General features: G+C 45.6%; 20 protein-coding genes. 1 reads left to right on the top strand and 19 read right to left on the bottom strand.

Going from position 1 to position 26,622, the window contains the following annotated elements:
- Window positions 1-8: 8 nt before the first annotated feature.
- The 17 genes from cyoA to QF041_RS25030 all read right to left on the bottom strand — a co-directional run bounded on the left by cyoA (window position 9) and on the right by QF041_RS25030 (window position 24,564).
- Window positions 9-983 carry a ubiquinol oxidase subunit II gene (gene cyoA, locus QF041_RS25110; RefSeq protein ID WP_124118138.1) on the bottom strand — a complete coding sequence of 325 codons (975 nt, stop codon included), beginning with the start codon at window positions 981-983 and terminating at the stop codon, window positions 9-11.
- Between the two features lie 318 nt (window positions 984-1,301).
- Window positions 1,302-1,565: a hypothetical protein gene (locus QF041_RS25105; RefSeq protein WP_036606904.1), complete on the bottom strand. Its 264-nt coding sequence runs from the start codon at window positions 1,563-1,565 to the stop codon at window positions 1,302-1,304.
- Between the two features lie 362 nt (window positions 1,566-1,927).
- Entirely contained in the window at window positions 1,928-3,289 is a 1,362-nt protein-coding gene (locus QF041_RS25100; RefSeq protein WP_133387168.1) for a GH1 family beta-glucosidase, read from the bottom strand.
- A 16-nt stretch (window positions 3,290-3,305) separates the two neighbouring features.
- Window positions 3,306-5,687 carry a glycoside hydrolase family 95 protein gene (locus QF041_RS25095; protein WP_307416064.1) on the bottom strand — a complete coding sequence of 794 codons (2,382 nt, stop codon included), beginning with the start codon at window positions 5,685-5,687 and terminating at the stop codon, window positions 3,306-3,308.
- 190 nt (window positions 5,688-5,877) lie between these two features.
- Window positions 5,878-7,575 (bottom strand): ABC transporter substrate-binding protein, encoded by a 1,698-nt coding sequence (locus QF041_RS25090; RefSeq protein ID WP_373461360.1) that lies wholly within the window; start codon window positions 7,573-7,575, stop codon window positions 5,878-5,880.
- A 321-nt stretch (window positions 7,576-7,896) separates the two neighbouring features.
- Window positions 7,897-9,600: an ABC transporter substrate-binding protein gene (locus QF041_RS25085; RefSeq protein WP_124118142.1), complete on the bottom strand. Its 1,704-nt coding sequence runs from the start codon at window positions 9,598-9,600 to the stop codon at window positions 7,897-7,899.
- A 375-nt stretch (window positions 9,601-9,975) separates the two neighbouring features.
- The gene (locus QF041_RS25080) at window positions 9,976-11,664 is read right to left on the bottom strand and encodes an ABC transporter substrate-binding protein (RefSeq protein ID WP_307416063.1); all 1,689 of its coding nucleotides are present in this window, start codon (window positions 11,662-11,664) and stop codon (window positions 9,976-9,978) included.
- A gap of 187 nt (window positions 11,665-11,851) precedes the next feature.
- Window positions 11,852-12,754 carry a carbohydrate ABC transporter permease gene (locus QF041_RS25075; RefSeq protein ID WP_036606894.1) on the bottom strand — a complete coding sequence of 301 codons (903 nt, stop codon included), beginning with the start codon at window positions 12,752-12,754 and terminating at the stop codon, window positions 11,852-11,854.
- A gap of 15 nt (window positions 12,755-12,769) precedes the next feature.
- Entirely contained in the window at window positions 12,770-13,753 is a 984-nt protein-coding gene (locus QF041_RS25070; RefSeq protein WP_036606891.1) for an ABC transporter permease, read from the bottom strand.
- Between the two features lie 278 nt (window positions 13,754-14,031).
- Window positions 14,032-16,941: a glycoside hydrolase family 2 protein gene (locus QF041_RS25065; RefSeq protein ID WP_307416062.1), complete on the bottom strand. Its 2,910-nt coding sequence runs from the start codon at window positions 16,939-16,941 to the stop codon at window positions 14,032-14,034.
- Window positions 16,942-17,116: 175 nt separating this feature from the next.
- A complete protein-coding gene (locus QF041_RS25060; RefSeq protein WP_307416061.1) occupies window positions 17,117-18,712 on the bottom strand; it encodes a response regulator transcription factor in 1,596 nt (531 codons plus the stop codon).
- On the bottom strand, window positions 18,705-20,495 hold the full coding sequence (locus QF041_RS25055; RefSeq protein ID WP_047841600.1) for a sensor histidine kinase: 1,791 nt from the start codon (window positions 20,493-20,495) through the stop codon (window positions 18,705-18,707). Before QF041_RS25055 ends, QF041_RS25060 begins: the two co-directional genes overlap by 8 nt.
- 329 nt (window positions 20,496-20,824) lie before the next feature.
- A complete protein-coding gene (locus QF041_RS25050) occupies window positions 20,825-21,247 on the bottom strand; it encodes an OsmC family protein (RefSeq protein WP_307416059.1) in 423 nt (140 codons plus the stop codon).
- Between the two features lie 278 nt (window positions 21,248-21,525).
- On the bottom strand, window positions 21,526-22,272 hold the full coding sequence (locus QF041_RS25045; protein ID WP_047841601.1) for an amino acid ABC transporter ATP-binding protein: 747 nt from the start codon (window positions 22,270-22,272) through the stop codon (window positions 21,526-21,528).
- Window positions 22,273-22,288: 16 nt separating this feature from the next.
- The gene (locus QF041_RS25040; RefSeq protein ID WP_017692207.1) at window positions 22,289-22,933 is read right to left on the bottom strand and encodes an amino acid ABC transporter permease; all 645 of its coding nucleotides are present in this window, start codon (window positions 22,931-22,933) and stop codon (window positions 22,289-22,291) included.
- Window positions 22,934-22,965: 32 nt separating this feature from the next.
- Window positions 22,966-23,817: a substrate-binding periplasmic protein gene (locus QF041_RS25035; protein WP_307416058.1), complete on the bottom strand. Its 852-nt coding sequence runs from the start codon at window positions 23,815-23,817 to the stop codon at window positions 22,966-22,968.
- Between the two features lie 114 nt (window positions 23,818-23,931).
- The gene (locus tag QF041_RS25030; RefSeq protein ID WP_307416057.1) at window positions 23,932-24,564 is read right to left on the bottom strand and encodes a TetR/AcrR family transcriptional regulator; all 633 of its coding nucleotides are present in this window, start codon (window positions 24,562-24,564) and stop codon (window positions 23,932-23,934) included.
- 214 nt (window positions 24,565-24,778) lie between these two features.
- Between QF041_RS25030 and bacA the strand changes: the two genes are divergently transcribed.
- On the top strand, window positions 24,779-25,588 hold the full coding sequence (gene bacA / locus QF041_RS25025; RefSeq protein ID WP_017692204.1) for an undecaprenyl-diphosphate phosphatase: 810 nt from the start codon (window positions 24,779-24,781) through the stop codon (window positions 25,586-25,588).
- Between the two features lie 269 nt (window positions 25,589-25,857).
- Here bacA and QF041_RS25020 read toward each other — a convergent pair whose 3' ends face one another.
- Together QF041_RS25020 and QF041_RS25015 are read right to left on the bottom strand one after the other, a co-directional pair.
- Window positions 25,858-26,040 carry a hypothetical protein gene (locus QF041_RS25020; RefSeq protein WP_307416056.1) on the bottom strand — a complete coding sequence of 61 codons (183 nt, stop codon included), beginning with the start codon at window positions 26,038-26,040 and terminating at the stop codon, window positions 25,858-25,860.
- A 225-nt stretch (window positions 26,041-26,265) separates the two neighbouring features.
- Complete coding sequence (locus tag QF041_RS25015; RefSeq protein WP_017692202.1) at window positions 26,266-26,592, bottom strand: thioredoxin family protein; 327 nt, start codon at window positions 26,590-26,592, stop codon at window positions 26,266-26,268.
- Between the last annotated feature and the right edge of the window lie 30 nt (window positions 26,593-26,622).

Raw genomic sequence — 26,622 nt, 5'->3', positions numbered from 1 at the left:
TCGAATCTTTAGTTAGCACTCTTGTCCTCATCTTGATTGGACACATCGGTTGGACTTTGAATGGCTCCAGAAGCTTCACTTGAACTTCCATGCTTACTGTGAGCACTTTGACCATCCACGACATACTTGGTCACAATATTTTGGAACAATCCTTCTGGGAAGGCAGAATAATAAGCAACATTGCTTGTTCCTGGTTCAGCCAGTGCTTTGTAACCTTCTGTAGTCAACGCCTGAGAACTCTGTTTCACTTCAGCTACCCAATTGTCAAAATCTTCGTCCGATGTAGCATTCACATCAAAACGCATTTCTCCAAAATGCTCACCTGTGAAGTTAGCGCCTGAACCCCAGTACTTGCCTTCATGATCTGCCTGCAGATACAAGGTCATCGCCATACCCGACATCGTATAAATCTGTCCTCCAAGTTGCGGAATCCAGAATGAGTTCATCGGTGAATCCGCAGTGAGTTCAAATTTCACGGGCCGGTCTGCCGGAATATTCAGCGTGTTGACCGTTGCAATCCCTTGCTCAGGATACATAAACAACCATTTCCAGTCCAGTGAAGACACTTGGATGGTAATTGGTGCTTTCTCGTGAGCCAACGGCTTCGAAGGCTCCAAATCATACGTGTAACGAACAGTAACAATGGCAAGCAGTCCAATAATGATGATTGGAACCGTCCACCAGATTGCCTCCGCCTTCGTACTATGAGACCAGTTAGGTTCATAAGCAGCTTTGTTATCCGGCTTGTCGCGGTAACGCCATACGATTACGGCAGACAAAATGAGTACTGGCACAATAATGACAGCACACAAAATTGTCGAGATGACAATCAAATCTCTCTGCGAAGCGCCAATTGGCCCCTTCGGATCCAGAACAACGTACTGTCCGCCTGCCAGCATTGGCCAGACAATCAATGCAATTGTAACCAACGTCAGGACAACCGGAATGATAATCCGGATTAGCGACCTAGGTTTCTTGTTCATTTTGATCCCCTCTCCTTAAATTCGCTCATACTGAAAAATCAGTATACTACTCTCTTCCTACTAAAGATATCAGAAATGAACAACTTTTTTGTTCTTGTTAACAAATTTGTCGATTTTACACCTTAAATGTGTGAATTTTTTCTCACAAATCGCTTGCATGGTTGATATTTGCTTATTGTAATCTTTACACATCAAGTCACAAAATAAAGCCCTTTGCAGTCCCGTTGAACAATGTCAACGAATCCGCAAAGGGCTTTATTGACTGGATTCCGGGTACTTATCCAGTCTTATTATGAACGAATAAACGCAGGATTATAATTAATCGGCGCCTTCGTCTTCCCGGCGTGTATGAACAAGGCCAATTGCTTTGGCAATAACGTAAATAAACACACTACCTACAAGGAATCCAATACCAACCATCAAACCAAGATTACGATCATTAAATTCATTCAGATTGATCAGACACATGATCACTCCCGTAATGAGTGCGACCCATGCCAGAACTGTCATCGTCAAGACGGCGCGCCGCATATTTTTGTCTTTGCGCTCCAATTGGCTAACCATTGCTGTCTTCGATGCCATAGTAAACACTTCCTTTTCCCTTTTTGTAAGTGCTTTCCTTATACCAATATACCACATCAGTATGATTTTTAGTCAACAAATGTTCAAATTTTATTCGCAATTTGGACACTTTATTTTAGTTTCAACTGTTGACAAAACATTTTTCAATTCATTCATACTTCTTATAACCCAAAAAACGTCTCTTCATAACAGGAACTGCACTTGACCTTATGAAACCTTTATGAACTACTCATTTTCAACGGTAAAAATACAAAAAAAAGACGGTACAATGGAATACTCCAAAGTTACCGTCTTTTTTATCTTTAATAAGGGAACCATATATAATGAGGACCTGCTTTACCCTTAAAACCTGCCACCCAAAACTATTGGGGATTATGTTCGTTCCGTGTCTCCAACCAATTATTCTTGATGACGTTCTGATACCAGTAATAACTCTCCTTCGGTGTTCTCACGAGTGAACGATAGTCCACATGAACAAGACCAAAACGCATCCGGTAGCCTTCTGCCCACTCGAAATTATCCATCAGTGACCATGCCATGTACCCTTTCAGGTTAATGCCGTCATTAATGATGCGGTGAATTTGAGCCAAATGCTGTTCATAATAGGCAATCCGGCGGTCATCATTAATTTTGCCATTCTCCAGATCATCATTGATGCAGGCACCATTCTCTGTGATATATACATCCACATTGCCGTACTTTTGCAAGTAATGCATAAATTCATACAAACCACGTGATTCCACAGGCCAGCCAATATCGGTTTTGGTGAGGCCCATATCAACTTCTTCCGATTGCAGAGCACCTGCCTCCGGATTAAAGCGATTGATCCCCATCGTGTAATAGTTAATGCCGAGTAGATCGATCGGTTGTGAGATGATCTCCATATCGCCTTCCTGAATTGGCACGGTAGCCCCCGCTTCTGCAAACCAATCCACCATAAACTGCGGATATGAACCTTTGTAGATTGGATCAAGGAACCAATCGGTATTGAGCGCAATCGATCGGTCACAGGCAGCTTGGTCCTCAGGAGATTTGCTGTATGGCTCAGCCCAGCATACGTTCGGAGCAATACCGATCTGTCCGGTTGTACCCAAACGACGGAAGGATTGAACGGCTTTACCGTGAGCGACCAGCAATCCATGAGCAACATTGATTGACGTCTGCAGGTCTTTGTTTCCTGGCGCATGAATCCCGAGAAGGTTTGACAGGAACGCGATGCACCATGGTTCGTTGAAGGTCAGCCAGAAGTTGATTTTGCCCGAGAATTCTTTGAAAATCACTTCGGCATATTTCACAAAAGCATCCACAGTTCTGCGGTTGCCCCAGCCTCCGTCATCCTCCAGCGTTTGCGGAAGATCCCAATGATACAGTGTGAGGAACGGTTCAATTCCAGCCTCGATCAATGCATCCACGAAGCGGTGGTAGAAGTCCAGACCTTCCCGATTGATCTCACCATCTCCGTCAGGAATAATACGCGGCCAGGCAATGGAGAACCGGTATGTATTAATCCCGAGTTTCTTCATCAGTTCGATGTCTTCCTCATACCGATGGTAACTATCACACGCGACATCTCCATTATCTCCGTTATATACTTTGCCAGGTGTGCGCGCAAACGTATCCCAGATAGATACCCCGCGTCCACCTTCCTGTGCCGCTCCTTCTATTTGATAGGAAGCTGTTGCTGTTCCCCAGCGAAAATCTTGCGGAAATTTAAAAATGGTCATGGTTGGCTCCTCCGTCTCATGATGACACGCGGATCGTCTGTCCTGCGGTCATGGTTAAAATAATTACATAATCGCCCTGAGGCGTAAGCTCTGCCTTGGCTTGTTCGTTTCCTTCCAAACGCAGCGGATAAGCACTGCGAAGGGTCAACGACTCATTTCGATCTGCCTTAATAACCGATGACGCAAGCTTGTTGTCTGTCCACGTTATCGCTACCGTATAGCCACCTCTTGCACGAAGCCCTTCAACACGACCTTGAGTCCAGAGTTCAGGCAGTGCCGGCAGTAAATGTAACTCGTTCAAGTGGCTCTGCAATAACATCTCCGCGATTCCGGCCGTGCCTCCAAAATTACCATCGATCTGGAATGGTGGATGGTCATCAAACAGATTCGGATGTGTAGACCGGGCCAGCAACGTGCGCACAAACTGATGTGCCTGGCTGCTCTCCAGCAGTCGTGCATACAGATTGATCAACCATGCACAGCTCCATCCTGTATGCCCGCCACCTTGTGAGATACGACGTTCAAGCGATACCCGTGCTGCTTCTACCAATTCCGGTGTGTGTACTCGATTGATCTGCTCTCCCGGATACAGTCCATACAGATGGGAGACGTGACGATGCCCTGGCTCGGATTCGGCAAAATCCTTAAACCACTCCAGCAATTGTCCTTCGCTTCCAATTCGGAATGGATAGAGTTTGTCCAGAGCCTCACCCCACTCGCTCGCCAATGACTCATCTAGATTCAATTGCTTCGCGGCCTCAATACAGCGGCTGAACAGTTCACGAATTAACGTCATATCCATCGTTGAAGCCATGGATATACTGCGTGCCTCCCCAGCATCTGTGAGAAATTTGTTCTCTGGTGAAGTGGATGGAATCGTAACCAGATAACCATCGGGCCCTTCCACCAGCCAATCGAGACAGAACAGCGCCGCCTCTTTCATGATGGGATACGCACGTTCCTCAAGAAAACGCTGATCCCCGGTAAATTGGTAATGCTCCCATAGATGCGAGGTCAGCCACACGCCACCCATCGGCCAGAAAGCCCAGCTTGCATCTCCACCTGTCGGTGTAGAGGTTCTCCAAATATCTACGTTATGATGAGCAGTCCATCCACGAGCTCCATACAGAATCCGCGCCGTTCTTCGTCCTGTATGACTGAGATCGGTCAGCATATCAAACAGCGGCTCATGACATTCACTGAGATTGCAGACTTCTGCCGGCCAGTAATTCATCTCCGTGTTGATATTGATTGTGTAATCACTATGCCATGGCGGCTCTACCTGATGGTTCCAGATTCCCTGCAGATTGGCAGGCTGGCTGCCCGGACGCGAACTAGCCATTAACAGATATCTTCCATATTGAAAATAAAGTGCCTCAAGCCCAGGGTCTTGTTGCCCTGCCTGATAAGCCTGCAGCCGCTCATCTGTAGGTAATTCGGCGTTAGCCGATACCCCTAAATCAATAGAGACTCTGTTAAACAACGCGCTATGATCCTGAATATGTCGGTAACGAAGCGCTTCCGCGCCATGTGTGATCGCTTTGGAGATCATATCCTTGCATTCCTTTTCCAATACAAGATGATCCTTCACAGGCAACACATCATAACTCTCAAAGGACGTAGCTGCTGCCAGATAAAACACAACCTGATCAGCACCCTGAATATGTAACTTGCCTTCCAGATTGGAGACCTTCACCTGATTGCCAGTTGCCGTAAATGCTACACGGACAGCATAAGCCGTTCCCCGATCCTCTTCATAGAGGACGGATTCCGGGTGATCCCTGAAGTAGTTGGACTCCACATGACTTGGGCACCGACTGAACATGGTTAGAGCATCTCCCGAAGTCTCAACTCGATATGGATGGGGACTGTCTAGCGTAACACTTACACTCATAGCGCCCTTCTGATCAGCAGTTAATGTGCAGACCATCAGATCATCCGAAGCACTGGAATACACTTCACGTACGTATTGAGTTCCTTCCAATGAGTAGGTTGTGGTTGCAATACCCGATTCCAGATCAAGCTCCCGTTCAAATGCATCATATGAAAGATCATCCAGACCCTCATGGTGCAATAAAAAATGACCCATCGGCTGGTAGGCCTCTACATCACGACCAAGCATTTCACGGTTCAACAAATCCTCAGCTTCACCATACTGTCCAGACATGATCAACTCTCGCGTCTGCTTCAAATACCGCTGACTGCTGTATTGAATCGTATCCCGTGGAAACCCTGACCATAATGTATCTTCATTGAGCTGAATTCGTTCTTCTGCTGCGCCACCGTACACCATGCCTCCAAGACGGCCGTTTCCGATGGGCAATGCTTCTTCCCAGCGTTTTGCCGGTTGTCGATACCATAGACGATTGATTTTAGTTTGGTTATTGTGTTGGGACATGATTAGCTCCTGTTCCTTAATCAGCTGTATATTTGTTATGACATAAAACGTTTTCGGTAAGTGCTTACAATAATAAAATTATATGTGATTTCAAAATTTGCGTCAATGCAAATCATCACATCATTCCACAAAAAAAAGGCCCCATATAGGGCCCTTTCCTTGTGTAACCATGGATCGCAGACAATCCATATTATTTTACGTCTTTTCCTGTCCACAGAGAGACACGTTCCTTAACCCAAACCGTAAATTGTTTCTCCATTTCAACTGCACCCGCTTTGTCCAAATCAGCCAGTAAAGCATCATAGGTTGCATCAAAGTTTGCTGGTGTAGTCAGAACAGCTTCCGGAATCCGTTTACGGATGATATCCTGCGTTTTCTGGAAAGTTACTTCATAGTCTGTACCGGATGGTACGGACATGTTATACGCTGCGCCCCAATCCTTAACTGGCAGATCTTCTTCAGCCGGATAGAACTCTTTCCAAGTCGTGATACCATAAGCTTTCAGCGTTTCTTTCTCTGCAGCCGTGTAACCAGCTACAATCTGCTCAGGGAAGTTTGTTGTGTAATAGTTATCCGTAGAATCTTTTACACCATCACCATATCTTGCACTAAATACGTTATACATCCCAATTCCTGTTTCCTTACTGAAATTGGAGTTGTCATTCGTTTTGCGGTCCTGAACGTCATCTGGAATCACGCGTTTACCATCTTCTACGTTGTAATGTTCACCTTCGATACCCCAGTTTCTCAGAACTTGTCCTTCATCGGAAGCAAGCCAATCCATGAATTTGATGATACGCACTGGATCTTTGGCCGAAGTTGTGATCCCAATGCCATAACCGTCAAAACCGGCTGGTTGGAACGTGTGATCCACAATTTTATCGTTAAGTGATACAGAGAAGTGAGCATATGTGGCATCATCCTTGCCCGATGATTTAAGCGCATTCTCCGCTTCTTGATAGTTCCACTCTTGGTCAATCAGACCGAGGACACGGCCACTGGCAATTTTGGACTTGTATTGGTCATCCTTTTGAACAAAGGCATCTTTGTCCAGTAGGCCTTCATTGTACATTTTATTCAACCAGCGGAAATATTCTCTTTCCTCTGGACGTTTGTAGTGCAATTTTGCTTCATACGTTTCAGGGTCAATGTAATATTCACCATCATCCGGTGCACCTGTTGCCTGGAAAGCCGGGTTCGTTACCGTGATCATGATTTTCCAGTCGTCTGCATTCAATGTTAATGGAATGGTTGGTTGACCATCAATGGTTGGATGTTTTTCATAATAGGCTCTAAGTACATTCTCGTAATCCTCAAGTGTCTTCACTTCAGGGTACCCAAGCTCTTTCAATACTCTTTGCTGAATTTCAAATCCACCTGTAGCGTCAAACGTAACATTATCAACACCCATATTGGTTGGAATGGTATAGATCGCTTGATCTTCCAGACTGTATTTCAAACGGTTCATCTGTTCCCCATAGATTTTTTTCAAATTGGGAGCATGCTCCTCAATCAGGTCCGTGAGATCCAGCATCGCGCCTGCATCCACAAGCTTAGATAAGTTACCTTTAGGGTAGATCATATCAGGAAAGTCACCACTGGCAGCCATTAGCGCAATCTTCTGGTTACCACCATCGTTTACATCATACTCTGCTTCAATGGTAACGCCTGTTTGTTCCGTAATCTTTTTACCAACAGCATCTTGCATCTTGTTCCAGGTTGGACTAGCATCCGCCCCGAAGAATGTAACTGTGATCGGTTCGGTTCCGCTGGACTCCGAAGTCTCTTTGGTTCCCGAATTCCCACAGCCAGCTGTAACCAACATTGCACTTGCGAGCATCAACATTGCAAACGTCTTGGGTGTATTGCCTTTCATTTTGCCTCTCATTGTCTAGTTCCCCCTATTATTTATGAAGGTTTTATCTGTATAACAGGCTTTATGCCTGAGGATACCACTTTTTTTGAATGCGCTTTCGGTATCGTTCATTCCGACGTGTTTACTAAAGCTGACGTTTCGATTCTGCAAAAAGAAAGATTCTTCTTCTAACAGACGTAAAACGTTTTCGGAAATGAGATAAACCGCTTACTGAAAGTGCTTACATGATAGATTATAGGCTATCCATCACCTCACGTCAACAATAAAAAAAGCCCTTTCTCAAGGGCTTTTTTCGCTATGAAAATCAATAGCTTTCATGCTTGGTTTTCAAGCTTATTTCACATCTTTTCCAGTCCAGAGAGCTACACGTTCTTTGATCCAAACCGTGTATTGTTTCTCCATCTCTACTGCACCCGCTTTATCGAGTTCAGCCAGAAGACCATCATATACGCTGTCGAAGTTCTCAGGTTTGGCAAGGATCGCCTCTGGAATACGTTTACGTACGATATCCTGTGTTTTCTGGAACGTTACGTTGTAATCCGTGTCAGATGGTACAGGCATGTTGTATGCTGCCCCCCAATCTTTCAGCTTCAGATCATCTTCGGAAGGATAAAAATCTTTCCATGTTGTAATACCATAGGCTTTCAACGTTTCCTTCTCAGCTGCAGTGTAACCTGCTTGAATCTGTTCAGGGAAATTCGTTGTGTAATAGTTATCTGTGGCATCTTTCACACCATCACCGTATCTGGCGCTAAATACGTTATACATGCCTACGCCTGATTCTTTGGTAAAAGCAGAGTTATCATTGGTTTTGCGATCTTGTACGTCAGCCGGAATGATGCGTTTCCCATTTTCGACTTGGTAATGTTGGCCTTCAACACCCCAGTTTCTCAGGACCTGACCTTCATCGGAAGCAAGCCAATCCATGAATTTGATAATACGTACCGGATCTTTGGCCGAAGTTGTGATTCCGATACCATAACCGTCAAATCCTGTCGGTTGGAACGTATGATCCACAATATCCTTGTTCAGGGATACGGAGAAGTGGGCATATGTTTTATCGCCACCGTTAGATGATTTCAAAGCATTCTCTGCCTCACCATAGTTCCACTCCTGGTCGATTAGACCAAGTACACGGCCACTGGCAATTTTGGATTTGTATTGGTCATCCTTTTGAACAAATGTATCTTTGTCAAGCAGACCCTCATTGTACATTTTGTTCAACCAACGGAAATATTCTTTTTCTTCAGGACGTTTGTAGTGTAGAACGGCTTCATACGTCTCAGGGTTGATATAATACTCACCGTCATCCGGTCCACCCGTAGCTTGGAATGCAGGGTTCGTTACCGTAATCATAATTTTCCAGTCATCTGCATTCAATGTTAACGGAATAGTCGGTTGACCATCAATCGTTGGATGTTTTTCATAATACGTTCTCAGTACGTTCTCGTAGTCCTCAAGCGTTTTTACTTCAGGGTAGCCGAGCTCTTTCAATACTCTTTGTTGAATTTCGAATCCGCCCGTAGCATCAAACGCAACGTTATCTACACCCATATTAGTCGGGATCGTGTAAATGGCTTGATCTTCCAAACTGTATTTCAGACGGTTCATCTGATCACCATAGATTTTTTTCAAATTGGGAGCATGCTCCTCAATTAGATCGGTCAGGTCCAGCATCGCGCCTGCATCCACAAGCTTAGACAAGTTGCCTTTAGGATAGATAATATCAGGGTAATCACCACTGGCAGCCATCAAAGGAATCTTTTGATCACCACCATTATTCACATCATACTCAGCTTCAATTGTAACTCCCGTTGCCTTAGTAATCTCTTGACCGACAGCATCCTTCATGTTATTCCAGTTCGGACTCGCGTCTGCACCAAAGAATGTAAAGGTCACTGGACTGGTTGTATCTCCGGAATCAACCGGCTTTTCTGAAGCATTAGTTCCTCCTCCACTGCCGCTGCATCCTGCTGTAATTGCAAGTGCACTGGCTAACAGAAGCATTGCGAATGTTTTTGGTGTTTTGCCCTTCATGTGTAATCCCCCTTATGGATATTAATGAAGCTGTATATTTGTATAACAGGCTGACCTGCACATACCGTGACCAAATGAAACAAATGTAATTTTCTTGTTTTTATAACATTAGAAGCGTTTTCTTAAAAATAAAAAAATGTTCTTTTCTTACCCTTTTCCTCTTCATTTCTGCAAGTGTTAACTTTGAGATTCAGGTGTATGCCACGTGGTGTACAAGAAAATGTAAGTGCTTTCATACTTGAATAATAATCGCTCCTATATCCCTTGTCAATAGTGAATTTATAAAATTGAAAACGTTTTTTAGAAAACGTTTTAGATAAAAAAAACCCAGATACTCTGGGTTCTTTTTCGTTTTTAATCTGACTGACTAATCGTTTATTTAGCCTCTTCACCGCTCCACAATTGAACACGGTTTTGAACGAGTTCAGTGTATTGTTTCTCCATATCCTCTGCTCCTGCTTGGTTCACTTCTGCAATCATGCCGTCATAGATCGCATCGAACTGTTCAGGAGTACTCAGAATGGCTTCCGGGATACGTTTCCGAATGATATCCTGTGTTTTCTTGAAGATGACGTTGTAGTTGGAGTCACCTGGTGTTGGCAAATTGTATGCTGCTCCCCATGGTTTGATTGGGAACTCGTCTTCACTCGGGAACAGATCTTTCCACGTCGTAGCACCGTAAGCTTTGAGTGTTTCTTTCTCTGCATCGGAATACGCTGCCACGATCTGTTCAGGGAAATTCGTAGTGTAGTAGTTATCCGTTGAATCCTTCACACCGTCTCCATAATGACCGGACAGATTGGTGTACAATCCAATACCCGTTTCTTTCTGGAATACGGCTGCATTATTGGTTTTCTGATCCAGAACGTCGGCAGGAATGACACGTTTGCCGTCCTTCACTTCGTACTGTTTGCCCTCAATTCCCCAGTTCATCAGCACTTGCCCTTCTTCAGAAGCCAAGTAATCGAAGAATTTGATCGTACGAACCGGGTCAGGATTCGATGTTGTAATCCCTACACCCCAACCGGATACAAAACCAGGGTCTTGGTAGGCATGATCCTTGATATCCTCGGACAGGGTTACCGGGAAGTGTGAATACGTTGCTTCATCCTTGCCCGCAGATTTCAGTGCATTTTCTGCATCGGAATAACCCCAATCCTGGTCAATGACACCCAGAACACGTCCACTTGCAATTTTGGATTTGTATTGGTCTGTTTTTTGGATGAAGCTGTCCTGATCAAGCAGTCCCTCATTGTACATATGGTTCAACCAGCGGAAGTACTCTTTTTCCTCTGGACGTTTGTAATGCAGACTTGCTTCATATGTCTCTGGATCGATGTAGTATTCACCATCATCCGGAGCTCCTGTTGCCTGGAAGGCAGGGTTCGTTACGGTAATCATGATTCTCCAATCATCCGCGTCCAGTGTTAACGGGATCGTTGGCTGACCATCAATCGTTGGGTGTTTCTCTTTGTACGCCTTCAATACATTCTCGTAATCCTCAAGTGTACGCACTTCCGGGTATCCGAGTTCTTTCAGTACACGGTGCTGAATGCCAAATCCACCACCTGCATCAAAGTACTTCTGGTCTACCGCATAATACGTCGGCAGCACATAAATAGCCTGATCCTCATTACTGTATTTCAACCGGTCCATGTAATTACCATACAGCTTCTTCAGATTGGGAGCATATTGGTCGATCAGATCTGTCAGATCGAGCATTGCTCCGGCATCCACCAGTTTGCTGAGTTCTCCTTTGGGGGAGACGATATCCGGATAGTCTCCGCTCGCCGCCATTAAGGATATCTTATCTTGACCACCACTAACGGCAAATTCACCGTTAAGGGTTATCCCTGTTTTTTCCGTAAGGACTTTACCTACTTCATCCTTCATGCCATTCCAGTTCGGACTTGGGTCAACGCTGAAGAAATCAAAAGTAAGTGGAGTTGTCTCTGCGCTTGTATCCTTGAACGACGTATCACCGCCGCTTCCTCCACCGCAACCTGCGAGTAAAGACATTGCAAGCACTGGTGCCAGTGCAATCTTCATTTTGGAACTTGCCATAATGGTAATCCTCCCTGTTTCATATGTCTGTCTTATCCGGGACTTTTTTGTCCCTGTCTATAGCTTCATGAATACCACACCGCAGCCCTATACGGTGAAGCGCAGACCAAATGGCTGCGCTTCGGGTATCCTGATGCTTCATTTGTAGATGTACGGCCGCTCTATGTGGCAGCCTGTACCCAATTGTTTAACCTTTTACTGCGCCCAGTGTCATACCGCCAACAAAGTACTTCTGAAGGAATGGATATACAATGAGGATTGGAACCGTTACAACGATCGTAATCGCCATTTTGATCGATTCCGGTGAAATCTGTGTCATTTGCTGCGCCATATCATTGGCATTTCGTCCAGCACCTGAGCCTTGCTGCGTACTTTGCAATACTTTCATCAGCTCATATTGGAGCGTGGTAAGATGTGCCTTTGAACCATTATACAGATACGTATCGAACCACGCATTCCATTGACCTACAGCCAGGAACAATGCGATGGTAGCAAGCACTGGTTTACACAGTGGCAAGATGATTCTGTAATAGATCGTAAAGTCATTCGCTCCGTCCAGCTTCGCGGATTCCTGCAATGAGTATGGCAGGCCATCAATGAATGAACGGATGATGAACACGTTAAATGCACTGATCATGCCAGGCAATACATATACCCAGAATGTACCGATCAGGTTCAAGTCACGCATCAGAATGTACACCGGAATCAGACCACCGGAGAAATACATCGTGAGCGCGAGCGTTGTGGAAACAAATTTTCTAAGTCCAAAATCAGGTCTGCTCAGTGTAAAGGCGATCATGGATGAACTGATCAATCCGAGCACGGTACCTACAAGTGTACGCAGAATGGAGATCTGCAAACCTTGTAGCAATCCATCATATTGGAAAATCGTTTTGTAGTTCTGTAATGTGAATTCGCGAGGCCACAAGTAAATTCCGCCACGTACTGTATCTGTCGAGTTATTGAGTGAGATGGCTAGTACGTTAAGGAATGGATAAAGTGTTACAACCAGCACCATGGTCATCGCGAGGATGTTGAATATATCGAACAGTTTATCGCCCCGAGTAGCATTGAATGCTTTGTTCGCCATAATGTCGTCCCCTCCCTACATGATGCTTTCTTTAGTGAATTTTTTGAACAAGCCGTTCGCAGTAAACAGAAGGATGATACTGACAACGGAGTTGAATATACCTATGGCTGTACCATATGAGAATCGTCCCATATTCAAACCATAATTGAGCGCGTATAGATCAAGTACTTCCGAGTAGTCTGTGACCAGACTGTTGCCAAGCAAGAACTGCTTCTCGAAACCGATACTGATAAGATGTCCAATCGACATGATGAAAAGTACGGAAATCGTGGTCCGTATGCCAGGCAGCGTAATATGCCACATCTGTCTCCAGCGGTTGGCTCCATCTACACGGGAAGCTTCATACAGCTCATTGTCGATACCTGTAATCGCCGCCAGATAGATGATGGCATTCCAACCGGTTTCCTTCCACATATCTGAAGCGGTTACAATGTACCAGAACAAGTTCCCCTTGGCCATGAATTGGATCGGCTGATCGATAATGTTCAGTCCTACCAATAGATCATTGATAATCCCTCCATCGGTGGAGAGCATCTTCGTAATGATCCCGGCTACAACAACCCAGGATACAAAGTGAGGCAGATATGATACCGTTTGCACGGCACGTTTGAAGAACATGCCTCTCATTTCATTCAGGAGAATAGCGAAGAATATCGGTACGATAAAACCGACAACTAGTCCCATCAAGCTCATTGCAAGCGTATTACGAAGTACCAGATAGAAACGATCATCACTGAAAAGCTCTACAAAGTGTTTAAAACCAACCCACTCTTGATCACCAAATGATCTGGCAGGTTTATAATTTTGGAAAGCCATCGTCCATCCCCATAGTGGCAGATAGTTAAATACGAAAACCCAAGCTACGAATGGCAATGACATGAGATAGAGATATTTCTGCTGTTTCATTCTGTCCCAAATTCCGTTCCGCCGATTCTTTAAAGGCGGTTTGGGGTCACTGCTTCTGTTCGCGGAAGCGGATTTTTTTGTTAGCGTTTCCATCTCCGTTCCCCCTCCTCTGTTTTATAAAATAATCATACTCGATAGAGCGTTTTCAAAATACCATCTGGATTTTAGAGAAAATCATATAAAAATTAGATATAGACATATATAATCAGACATTAATTCGTTAAAATCAGTGATAAATTCTACTTTTAAATGATATAAAAGGAATATTAAGGTTAAATACTATCTAAAGTGGTAAATATCGAAAACGTTTTATAGTAATCGTTTACTTCAACTACGTGGCATACAAAAAGGACCCTTTCGGGTCCCTCTGATTACAATGTAAACTGAATGGTTTGCAGTTTAACGATGCCGAGTAATTGCGCTACGGATATGGAGGTTGCTGGACGGAAGTGATCTCCATTCAGATACGCAAGTATCTCCTGAAATAAGTAGGCGGCTTCCGGACGCTTCATTACAGCCAGATTGGCAAACGGAAGTGAGGATACCAAAATCTTGCCCTTTCCTACTTTTGCCTCAAAGGCATAAGCGAGTCGTTTGGCCCGATGGAAATGGTCCACCACTTCGATCAGCGGCTCCACCCCGGGCAACGTATCCAAACATATCGCTGGTGTACCGTTCACCAAGTGATACCAATGCCAGTCCGAAGCCCCATCATGCGGGAAGGAGCCTAGTAGTGCTAGCTGTTCTCTCAAATACATGCCCATCGTTGCACCAGGCTGTGTAGCAAACATCAGGTAATTCCAGAATACAGGCAGATACTTGGTCTCCACTGAATCATATAACCCTTCTGCGGTTGGCTGTAACCAAACACTCCCCCCGTTAACCACATAATCAACGACATTGGGTGTTAATGACTGAACGATAACCAAGTCAATCTCCCGATTTTTCAACAACTGAAATCCATCGATGCGATCTACGCAATCATCATACGCTTCACCCAGGAATGGCTTCAACTCTGCCACGGTATTCCAGAACCGATTCGAACTCGGATGAGACTGATAAAAAGGAAACGACCAGCCATGCCATACATTCGCTACAGTTCTTTCCGAATCGCCTGATATCAGCTCCGCTTCGATCCGAAAAGCTGCTGCCCCTACATGAGGAGCGGTAGCGACGATGCTTCCCAGTGACATGACAGACCCACATTGGATATCTCCGGTCTTCCATGCTCCTTCAGTGAGTATCACATCATCGCTTATTAACCTCCACTGAATGACCGCGTCCTCAAACGGCTCCTTACCGTAGTGAGAGATGCGTACATCAACATGAATGGGTTCTCCGGCGTAAAATGTACGCTCCTTGCAGCTTAACAACAGCACCACATCTGCGTTGAAACGCATGAATTCTTCTGGTGTTGTAATGCCTTTGTCATCCCAAAATACATCCAGAATGCCCGTCGTAGCATGTCCCTGCCCTGGAAAATCGCGAATGTCCAGAAGCTGTACGCCCGCAGCGTCCGGTGTTCGCCGAATTCGCTCCATGGCTTCTTTTAAGGAACGTACCAGATGGGTACCACTGACCTGTTGAAAATGCTCCAGGTCCTCCATCATGCCTTTGTTTGTTAACGATTCTTCGATCGGTCGTAACCAGCTAGGACGCAATACGCCAGTATACTTGGCTCGCTCTTGGGGCCGCACATACATGGTGTACTGTGCATGTTCGTGCCCAATGACGGGATGCTCCGCAAGCCGGGTGACTGCATGATAGTCCAGCGTGGTATCCGGCACAGCAGAATATGCGGATTCCAACGGGGGATGCCAGTTCAACGACTGAATATAATAATCACCTTCCCGCCCTTGCGCCGGAAGCTGTCCAAAACCTGTATTGTCCGTATATAACCGGGTTGGGTCCATATCCCTTGCCCTAGATACTAATGCATTGAGTTCAGGGTGGCCATTCGGACCAATAAGTTCATTCCCCATGGAGAACATGACGAATGAAGGATGTCTATGCAGCGACTGAAGCAACCCGTCCAGTTCTTGTGTCAGATAGGACAATACTTCAGCTGGCGCAGACTGATCCGATTGCTCAAAGAAACGGGACCAATGTGGGAGTTCTGCCTGTACCAGCATGCCCGCTTCATCAGCCGCCTTCCAGAAAGGCTCCGGCGCGCTCCACCCATGCAATCGGACATGATTGAAGCCATACGATCTGGCGACTCGAAACTGCTGAAGATAATGCTCCTTGTCCCAGACGGGATAACCCGTCAGTGGAAAGATACAGCAATCGACGTACCCGCGCAGATATACTGGTGTCCCATTCAACTCAAGCTGCTTCCCGTTTGCTGCAAAGGAGCGTACACCAAATGATTGCTCCAGCCGATCCAGTTCCTGTTCACCGTCATGGAGACAGATTACAGCTTTGTATAATTCAGGGGATTCATCCGACCATCTTGCGATAGACTTTTCTGTTCCAAGTTCCAATCGCCACTGATCTATTACAGCGTTACTTTCAGTTAACCCTGCTGAGCTTATATCCACATGTAATGGATCACTCAGATTCACATTATAACTATATCGATCAAGCCATGTGCCGTCCGGATGCTGGATATCCACATGTAATTGCATCGATCTAGCGGAATCATTTGCGGCAGCGCTTACAGTACAATCAACCAGAATGATTCCGTTTGCAGCATCTGGTTGAATACTTAACGTCTGTAGTCGGCATGGGGGCAGACTGTCCAGATAAACACCACCCGTGATTCCACCCCAGGCTGTGGCCGTATGCAATGAATGAATATGGCTACCCGCCAGCGGAAGTTTCATCGTATTATCCACGCGAATCTCTATCCGATTCACTTCCCCCTGCTTCACCAGAGAGGTAACATCCCACTTCTGTAGATTCACCAGACTATCCTGCTGCCCTGCATATTGTCCATTGATCCAGAGATGCGTTGTCCAGCGGACCCCTTCCAACCTGAATACATACTGGCAGCCAGAATCATCTGATGGAACATGAACATCCTGAGCATACCAGGCTGAGCCTTCATATTCGCGTACCTTGGTCCAGGTATCGAGCCTTTCGTATTCAGGCTCATCTCCGTATCCTTGCTCTTCCCATGAACCGGGAATCTGAATGGTCTCCCATGATGTATTTTCACACTGTGAAGGCGGTAATATCTCTTGTTCAACGAGTTTATCGGACTCCAGATCCAAACAAAACTGCCATGTTCCATTTAAGTTCAATGTATGACGTACAGCGCCTATATCAGACAAATTCATATCGTATAGCCATCCCTTCATCTGGATTCTTGTAAATCCAGTCTAAAATGTGAAGCATTCCGTGACCATTGCTTATCATGGGAAGTGCATGGACAATATGATGAATCTGGGAATTTCTCAGCAATACCGAAAACGTTTTACACAATAGGCAAGGGCAAGGCCCAGCACTCCGTACTTATTCCTCGTTTATATCCGTAGCCGTTCCTTTAATTGATGATTGGGTTCTGGCCTGTTTGTAAGCGGAAGGGGATTCCCCTACATATTTCTTGAACTTACCGTGGAAGTAGTCCACATTTGCATACCCCACTCTCGCCGCAACCTGATGGACCTTTAGTCCTTCGTCCAGCAATTCCTTGGCCTTTTCCATACGAACCTTGTCCAGAAATGCATTGAAATACTCTCCAGTATGATTCTTGAACAATTTACCCAAGTAACTGCTGTTATAGTTAAACACTTCAGCAAGTACCTCTAGCTTGAGATTTTCGCCAGGGTTACGCTGGATAAATTCAATCATCTGTTTTAATACAGTATCCTTGCTTCCCCCACCCATACGTTGAATAAGTCGATTCAAATGCTCCGCTGCCATGACTTTGAGATCAGACATCGTAAATTGATGATAGACTTCATTAATCAGAACCGAATGTTCCTGCATAATGGAGTGCATATGTTGATTCGTCGCTGCAAGCTTGTTGAACGCCAGGGAAAATACCTGTGAGAACGCCGTCTTGATCGCTTGCTCTGTTCGGTGATATGGAACCAGGCGCTCTTCCATCTCACCCAGTACCCGCATAACGGACTCACTACTGCGGATGTCTAACGCATAATATAGCTTGTCCGCGAGTTCGTCCTCAACTGGCTCATGTTGTTCTCCGTCTCCAGCTTCAACTTCTGGCTTAACAATGCTTTCGCTGCCTTCAGTCCACAGAATGATGCGTTGCTCCGTGAACAAGAAGCGTTCCCCGAGTAAACGATTCGCCTGCGTGTATGACCGCGCAATTTCAGAAGTGGAATGTACGGGTTCTCCTGCAGCACCATACATGTGAACCTCCCATTCTCCCAGAAGCCCTTCCAGCTCATCATACAGATTTCTTGCAGATGACTCGGATGTGATTGTTTCCTTACTTAACAGCCCCAGACCTGAATGGAACGAGAATACAATGCCTCGGTCTTTATGGTCAAATGCTTCAATCAGTTTGCGTTTCATAACACTTCCCCGTTGCAGGTCGGGGGCTACATGCATCTCAAGCAGCACAATCTGATAGTGAGGCCAGTGCAGCCCCAGGCTATCTTCTTCCATGCTACCCGCACCCTCCAGACTGTCAAAGAGCAAAGCCTCGATCTGATGCTCCCTAAAGACGGTATCTTCACCAGCATGACGTGCCATTGTCTCCCGTTCACGGGTCAGGATTGTAGCAATACGCTCCAGTTCACCAATAATCTCTTCTTCATCCACCGGTTTGAGCAGATAACCATCCACACCAAAACTGATGGCTTTCTTGGCATAATCAAAATCCGCGTAACCACTTAATATCAAAAAGTGCGAATCCGGATGACTCCGGCGCACTTCTTCAATCACATCCAGCCCGGTCATACCGGGCATGCGAATATCAATAATCGTCAGATCAGGCTCCAATTCCTCAAACCGGGAGATGGCCTCACGCCCGCTGGCAGCTGTAGCAATGACCTGGAATCCGTATTTTTCCCACTCGATAATGGTTGTCAGCCCCTCACGTATGCTCGGTTCGTCATCCACCAAAAACACTTTATACATGTTGGTCCCCTCCTGCTGGCAAAGTGAAAGAAACCTCTGTTCCTTCCCCATATACACTCTTAATCTGTAATCCATATGGCTCCCCGTACGTCAATGTTAAGCGTTGATGTACATTACGCATGCCGATCCGACTCTTCTCCTGTTCCTCCGGTCCACAGATAAACTGCATCACCTCAGCCAGTCGTTCTGGCGTTATGCCTGCACCATTGTCATCCACACGGATCTGCACAATGTTCTCTACTAAACGAATACTTATATGAACACGGACTGTACCTTCTTTGTTCTCCAGACCATGGACAATCGCATTCTCAACCAAAGGTTGAATAATCAAAGGCGGAATGTACATCTTCTCCACCTCGGGATCGATATGGATCTGGAATGCAAGGCGGTCGCCGTAACGAAATTTCTGAATTTCCAAATAAGAACGTACCATTTCAAGTTCAGCCCGGAAGGTTGTTTTTCCACTGCCAATCTCCAGACTCTTGCGCATCAGCTTGCCCAACAGCCTGACGATGTTAGCAATCTCTGCTTCTCCCTTAATATGCGCTTTCATCCGAATGGACTCCAGTGCATTAAACAAGAAATGTGGATTGATCTGGCTCGCCATCATTTTCAGTTTAATCTCTTTTTGGGCGATTTCCAATTGATTGTTCTGTTCGGTCGCTTCTACCACCTGCGTCATGAGTTCATTGATACTTTTCACCATATAGTTGAACTGTCGTGACAGTTGCCCAATCTCATCGTTTCCATCAATCCGTGAAGTCACGTTCAGGTCTCCTAATGCCAGCTTGTTGAGGTGTTTACTCAGCCGGAGCAATCGGTTCGAAGTGAGGAACGAGATGATATATACGAATAATAGGGCGATGACCAGCACCAGTATAATAAAAATCATGCCGATCAAGCTGACGGTGTTGGCGTCTTTGACGATATTTTTGGTGGCAAAAACCGAAATCACCTTCAGGCTATTCATACTCGATCCAGGGCCCAGCTCATCAATAACAATATTAGATGGTTCCCCACGGAAATCACCCTCTATGGTGCCTTTCGCCTGATTCTGCAGATCAACACCAAAATCAAGCTCATCCAGCGTTTTACCCACCAGCTCGGTATTCTTGGCTGCAACCACATAACCCTGCTCGTCCGTAATCATCGTCTCAAACTGTTCCTGACGCAACAATCCATTCAGCTCATCCTGATTGATCACAATCATCAACACGCCCTCTGTCCGATACTCGGCAAAAGGTACTTTGCGCACCAGGCTGAGCTTGTGTACAGGATTATCTTCCTTGTCCGGAATGTAGAACCACCCGATGCTGGTTGTTTTCAGTGCCTGTTGGTACCAGTAGCTCTCTTCCGTCTGCTTGTCTACCGGGATAAATTCGAGGTTGTTGATCAATGTTGGATTAGTTGAGTAAAAACGAATGCCGGCTATCTCACGGTACAAACGCCTGTACTCCTGAAAGTCTTTGTATGCAAGATAAGCCGAGGTTAACTCCACAACACTCTTGTACCGTTTATTCACGATCTCCTTGAGATCCGCATTAAACATTAAAAGATTGGATATATCGGTTGGTACACGCAGCATGGTTGCCGTCTGGCTCTTAATCTTGTCCACATTGATGATTGTCTGTCCTATTGCATTGTCCAGGGCTTGCTGGCGAAAATAACTGGTCACAGCAAGGCCAACAATCAGGACCGGAATCATGACAACCAGTACATAGGAAATGAGCAATTTATGCTTTAATTTGAGATTATTGGTGGTTCGTATCAGCCTTTTAAACATGTCTGCACCTTCCGTCATCTGTATAAGCGCTTACATATAAACAGCAGGATCAGGATGTACTGTCCTCAGAATTAATCATACCACATAACCGCCAGAATTCGGATTGTCATTCCAATGGGTAATATATTGCCAGGCAACAAGCCAGCCTAACCTCTAACAAAAGAGGCCGCCATTAACATGGCGACCGGGCTTACCGAATTATTTCCTACTGACAGTAGTTTAGTGACTCCTAGATGGGCGAAATCCCTGTTGAAGTGTTAGAAAAGCCAAAAAAGGCACTCCCACGATTGGAAGTGCCTTCTCAGTATCAAAGATTTACTCATATGCTATTAAGGACGAGGTGTACTTACCCCATTCAGGATCAGTTTGGGATGAATATCGGCGCTCAGCGAAGCGGAGACTGCACAATATTTCTCTTCGGCCATTTGGATGGCTTTCCAGATTCGATAATCCGGGATATCCCCATCGACTTTGAAGATCAGATCAATGGATGTGAACCCTTTAGGCATCTCTTCACTGCGTGTGCCTTGCGCTTCAATCTCAATCGATTCAAGTTTCTCCAGGAAAGCGTCCAGAATCATTGTAATATCAATTCCCATACAACCCCCGAGACCCGCCAGTAACAATTCCATCGGGGTCGCTCCCTTGCTGTCACCACCATAAGCAGCAGTGGCATCCATGCCAACGGCGTAGCCAGAGGGTCCTTCGGAAGTAAACGCACGTTTGCCTTTCCATACGGTTGTTACGTTCATGATGTTATCCTTCTTTCTTAGAATAGGTTAAGTTCAAGCGAAAAAGGTTTGCAATTACCACTCCGATGACAGAATAACCTTCCGATCGCTGTTATCCCCAGATTTTTTTGATTCCCTTCTTCAAGGGGAAAATCAGGGGATAAAGGCGCACGCTCCGCTTCTTCAGGTTTCTTCTGTCCTCTCCGTTCTTGTGCAAAAAGTTTAGTTGAACTGATATCGTTCATGACCTTAAATACCCGCTCCGAGTACGTTCGTTCTTCCGATCGCTGTTATCTTCATCAAAATTCAGTTATCTGCTGCAAGAAACGACGGGTGCGCTCTTGCTTCGGCTGTTCAAAAAACGCCTGTGGACTTGCCTCTTCCACAATCGATCCATCCGCCATAAAGACGATTTTGTTCGCCACATTACGGGCAAACTTCAATTCATGCGTCACAACCAGCATCGTCATACCTTCCTCTGCCAGCTCCTTCATGACGGAAAGCACTTCTCCGACCAGTTCAGGGTCAAGAGCTGAAGTCGGCTCATCAAACAGCATCACTTCCGGCTCCATTGCAAGTGCACGTGCAATGGCGACCCGCTGCTGTTGTCCACCGGATAATCGGGATGGATACGCATCCTGCTTGTCCGACAAGCCGACCCGATCCAGCAGAATCCGGCCGCGTTCAGCCGCTTCGTCACGTTTGATTTTTTTCACCGTAACAAGACCTTCCATCACATTACCCAGCACTGTCTTGTGCGGATACAGATTGAATTGCTGGAATACCATGCCGGTCTGGCGACGAATCTCCAGTACCCGGGCACGCTGGACTCGCAGCGGATCTGCGCTGTTAACCACAATGCCGTTCACTTCAATCTGTCCTCCGGACAGCTCTTCCAGCCCATTCAGACAGCGCAGCAAGGTACTTTTGCCTGAACCACTTGGGCCGAGCAATACAACAATATCTTTGGCATCGACATGAAGATCAATGTTCGTAAGTACTTCATTTTTCTGAAAACGTTTGGTAAGTCCAGTTGTTGTAATCATCGGTTCTCTCCTCCCATCAGTAAGCCCGGGCCAACCGGCGCTCCACTTGTTCCAGAATGGCCGAGAAGCCGATACTCATGATCCAGTAGATCACACCAATCGCCAGATAAAATGGCATGTTCAATGCATATTGTGATACCAGCAGTTGTGCTGACCGTAATAACTCGGTAACACCAATCGCCGCCACAAGTGATGTTTCCTTCAACATGCCAATGAAGGTGTTACCCATCGGCGGGATGGCAATGCGCACAGCCTGCGGGAAGATAATGCGTCTCATTGCTTGAGCCGGGGTCATTCCCGTTGCATAAGCAGCTTCTGTCTGTCCTTTGGGTACAGCCTGAATGGCTCCACGGAACGTCTCCGACAGAAACGCACCTGCATTCAGACTCAGTCCCAAACAGGCAGCCGTGAGTGATCCCAAGGTCACTCCATAATCGACCAACCCGTAGTAAATAACGAATAATTGCACCAGCAGCGGGGTTCCCCGCATGATTGATACATAAAACCTTGCGATCAACCTAAGCCACATCGGTCCCTTCAGACGAGCAATCGCAACAAGCACCCCGATGATGAACGCAAAAAACATGGAGATCACAGTTACATACAGCGTATAGTAAGCCCCCTTCAGAAAGAAGGGGATATTCTCAAATACTAGTTCCATCGGTCAAATCTTCCCTTCGCCTTGCAGGTTCATTATTGCGCAGGCTCTTCACCAAACCATTTTTTGAAAATGGTATTGTACGTGCCATCATCTTTCATGCCTTTGAGAGCATCATTCAGTGCAGCTACGAGTTCCGGATTGTCTTTGCGAACAGCAATACCTGCCTGGTCACTCTTAATCGGTTCACCTACAGCTTTGATATTAAAACCATTGGCATCCACAATCGGTTTCAGAGCGTACATATTGTTAATTGTTGCGTCAATCCGTCCAGCATTCAGATCTTTGAGTGAAGAGATGACATCGTCATAGGTTTTGATCGTGAAGTCTCCCACTTTTGGCAACACTTCATTACGCAGATATGATTCATCATTTGTACCCAGACCTACACCAATCGTTTTCCCTTTGAAATCTTCCAGCTTGGTAATATCGTTATTGTCTTCTTTTACAATAATTTTAACTTGGTTCGTAATATACGGATCACTGAAATCCAGTACTTTCTTACGATCATCGGTAATCGTCATTTGGCTGATAATGGCATCAAGCTTCTTCGCTTGCAGACTTGGTGTCAGACCCGAGAACTCTTGGGATACAAATTCAACCTCTACACCCAGACGCTTCGCAACTTCACGTGCGATATCGGCATCGTAGCCGTCCATTTCTTTCTTATCGTTCAGGAAGTTGTACGGTGCGTATGTGCCCATCATGCCCACTTTGATAACGCCAGCAGACTTGATCTGCTCCAGTTCATTTGTTGCCTGTGCACCATTTGTGCTTCCACCATCTGTTGCTTTACTTCCACAAGCACTAAGTACCAGCACGGTCATCAGCAGAATCGCTGTCAAAGACCAGCCTTTACGAGTTTTCGATCCATATGTTTTGTTCATTACGTTAACTTCCTCTCAGTCGTGTATTAATCTGGTTGTACATTTGGTTACTTTATTGTGACTAAACCGCAGTTGTACCCATTATTCCCTGCTATTTGTTTAATCATGTGAATCTTATGTGCCTAGCAGTCCGTAAAACTCAAAGCTTGCTGCCTCAGCTGCCAGCGATGAAGCTGTCATGGCTGAGAATTTGCTGTGCAACTCATCGGAACCGAACAACCAGCGTGATATCATGCCTTCAATCATGCTTACCAATAACGCTGCTCGAAGCGGTACATCCATGCCCTTAGGCAACATGCCGAGTTCGATGGCTCGTTCCATATTGTGACGAAACGCAGTTTCGACAGCATTACGTGTCTCCTCAACCAGGCGTTGTACGGATTCTTCCGTCACGATGCCTTTGAGCAACAGTTCCATAAAATAGCGATTCTGCGTGGCAAACAAAAACAAGTCAGTGAACAGCCTTTCCGATGCTTTCACCATATCTTCTACCGATCCTGCATCCTTGCGGTACCCTTGTCCGATCGCCTCAAGCAACTCCTCCTTGCCCGTTAAGACAATCTCCGAAGCAATGGCTTCTTTACTCTTGAAGTGCCAGTAGAACGTCCCTTGCGCCACACCAGCCTCACGGACGATATCGGAAATTTTCGTCTGATGGTAGCCTTGGGTTGCAAAACGCTCCATCGCTATGCGTATTATTTGGTCCCGGCGTTCTTCACCGGGTTCCAAACCGTTAATTTTGGTCATTCATGTAACCCTCCCGATTGATCAGTCAGTCAGTTAAGTTATATCCTATGGGATAACTAGGTTTTTGTCAATATAGTTTTAAACAAATGGTTACAAGCATAAGTTGAAGTTGAGTGCATTTGTGATCATAATAGGTGATAGCCTTGTTCAAATGAACAGGCATGGTCAAGCAGGACAGCCTGTGCTGTCACCTGCATTTCAAGGAGGAAGAGAATTGGACATTATATCATCCATTATTATGGGCATCATCGAAGGTTTGACTGAGTTTTTGCCCGTGTCCTCTACTGGACACATGATTCTGACTGCCCACTTGCTGGGTTTATCGGAGGACAACGAGTCAGTCAAAACGTTTGAGGTGGTTGTTCAACTCGGGGCTGTACTTGCTGTTGTTGTACTGTACTGGAACAAATTCATTGATATGTTCCGCTTCACCGGAGGGAGCAGACCTTACTCCCGCCGCCTCAATCTGGGACATATCTTCCTGGCGATGGTTCCTGCCGTAGTTATCGGACTTGTATTCCGCGACTGGATCAAAGCACATTTGTTTGGTCCGGAAACAGTGCTGTACAGTCTCGTTATAGGTGGTATATTGATGATCGTGGCCGAACGCTGGAGCCGGAAGAGTGGGCGGATTACTACCCATGATGTCGATGATATTTCCTACAAACAGGCATTCGCGGTGGGTATATTCCAGATATTGGCATTGTGGCCAGGCTTCTCCCGTTCCGGGTCAACGATCTCAGGCGGTCTCTTTGCAGGGGTAAGCCGTGTAGCCGCTGCGGAGTTCACATTCCTTGTGTCTGTGCCAATTATGATTGGTGCTACGGGATATGACCTGTACAAAAGTATCGATCACCTGAACGGCAGTGATTTCCCAATCTTCGCGATTGGATTCATCGCTGCTTTCATCGTCGCCATGCTTGCGATCAAGACGTTCCTGTCCATTTTGAAAAAATTGAGCCTGACCGTCTTTGCTGTGTATCGCTTTGTCTTGGCAGCCGTGTTCTTTATTATTCTGATGTAAGCATTACAATTCAAGTAATTAGACAGGCAAAATCAATGGCGGCCTCACGTTCCCTTGGGAAGCGAGGCCGCCATATTTTATATTCTGTGCGATGTTCCTGTTGCTTCACGATTCTGTTGCTGCTTCAGAGACAGGAATATCCGTAATTAGAAGAAGTCTGATTCTTCATTACTTCCTTCTTTGCTGGGTTGGAGCATTGGTGATGCCGACTAGGTTTACTATGTATCATGGACAACCATATTTATGTTCACTTCTAAAAAGCAGTCTGGCTAATACCACTCTTTTAATTGAATGTTCCGTTGTTTCTTTCGACTCTTCAATCTCTCACGCAGATTATATCTATTCTCCTTTTGTTCCTGCAGCAATTGTTTCACTCCAATCATCAACAATCGGTATCTTCGGTCATCATTGTGACTTAATTGGTGCATTTCTTCAAAAATTTCATTCTTCATACGGATCTTGTTCACTCCAAATATTCAGTTTGTTCTCACAGTATACATGGGAGCACTGAACAAATTCTAAACAAGCGTTGTTTCTCAACTTCAGTTATTCGAATGCACATTTGAATGCACATCATGCGTGCTGGAATGAAGCAGAAAAAACCCCTTCCTGTCGCAGGACAAGAAGAGGTCTCTTTAGCTAAGTTAATTAAACAAACTGCTGATGCCTTCGTACGCTTAAACTTTGGATTCAAGCGTCTCCAGATACTCGGAGATTTGAGCAGGTGTTTTAGCCCATTTGCTATGCAGATGTGCAATTTTCTTACCGTTCTGGAAGACGAGCAGGCTTGGAATGCCGCGTACACCATTCTCTTCGGCAAACGGCTGGAACTTCTCTGCATCCAGGGCATAGAAGGTTTTGTCCGTATGTTGGTCGATAACATCCCCAATGAAACGATCCAGGTTTTTGCAATCTGGACACCATGTTGTATCAAATTTAATGACGGTAAAACCATCAGAGTTAATTGTATCCAAATATTGCTGTTCACTTTGAATTCTTTCCATATGTCTTCTCTCCCTTATATGTTCCTTTTT

The organism is Paenibacillus sp. W2I17, from assembly GCF_030815985.1.
In the GTDB taxonomy this organism is placed as follows: Bacteria; Bacillota; Bacilli; order Paenibacillales; family Paenibacillaceae; genus Paenibacillus.
The sequence above is the reverse complement of the archived record's forward strand: the minus strand, read 5'-3'. Positions and strand labels throughout refer to the sequence as shown.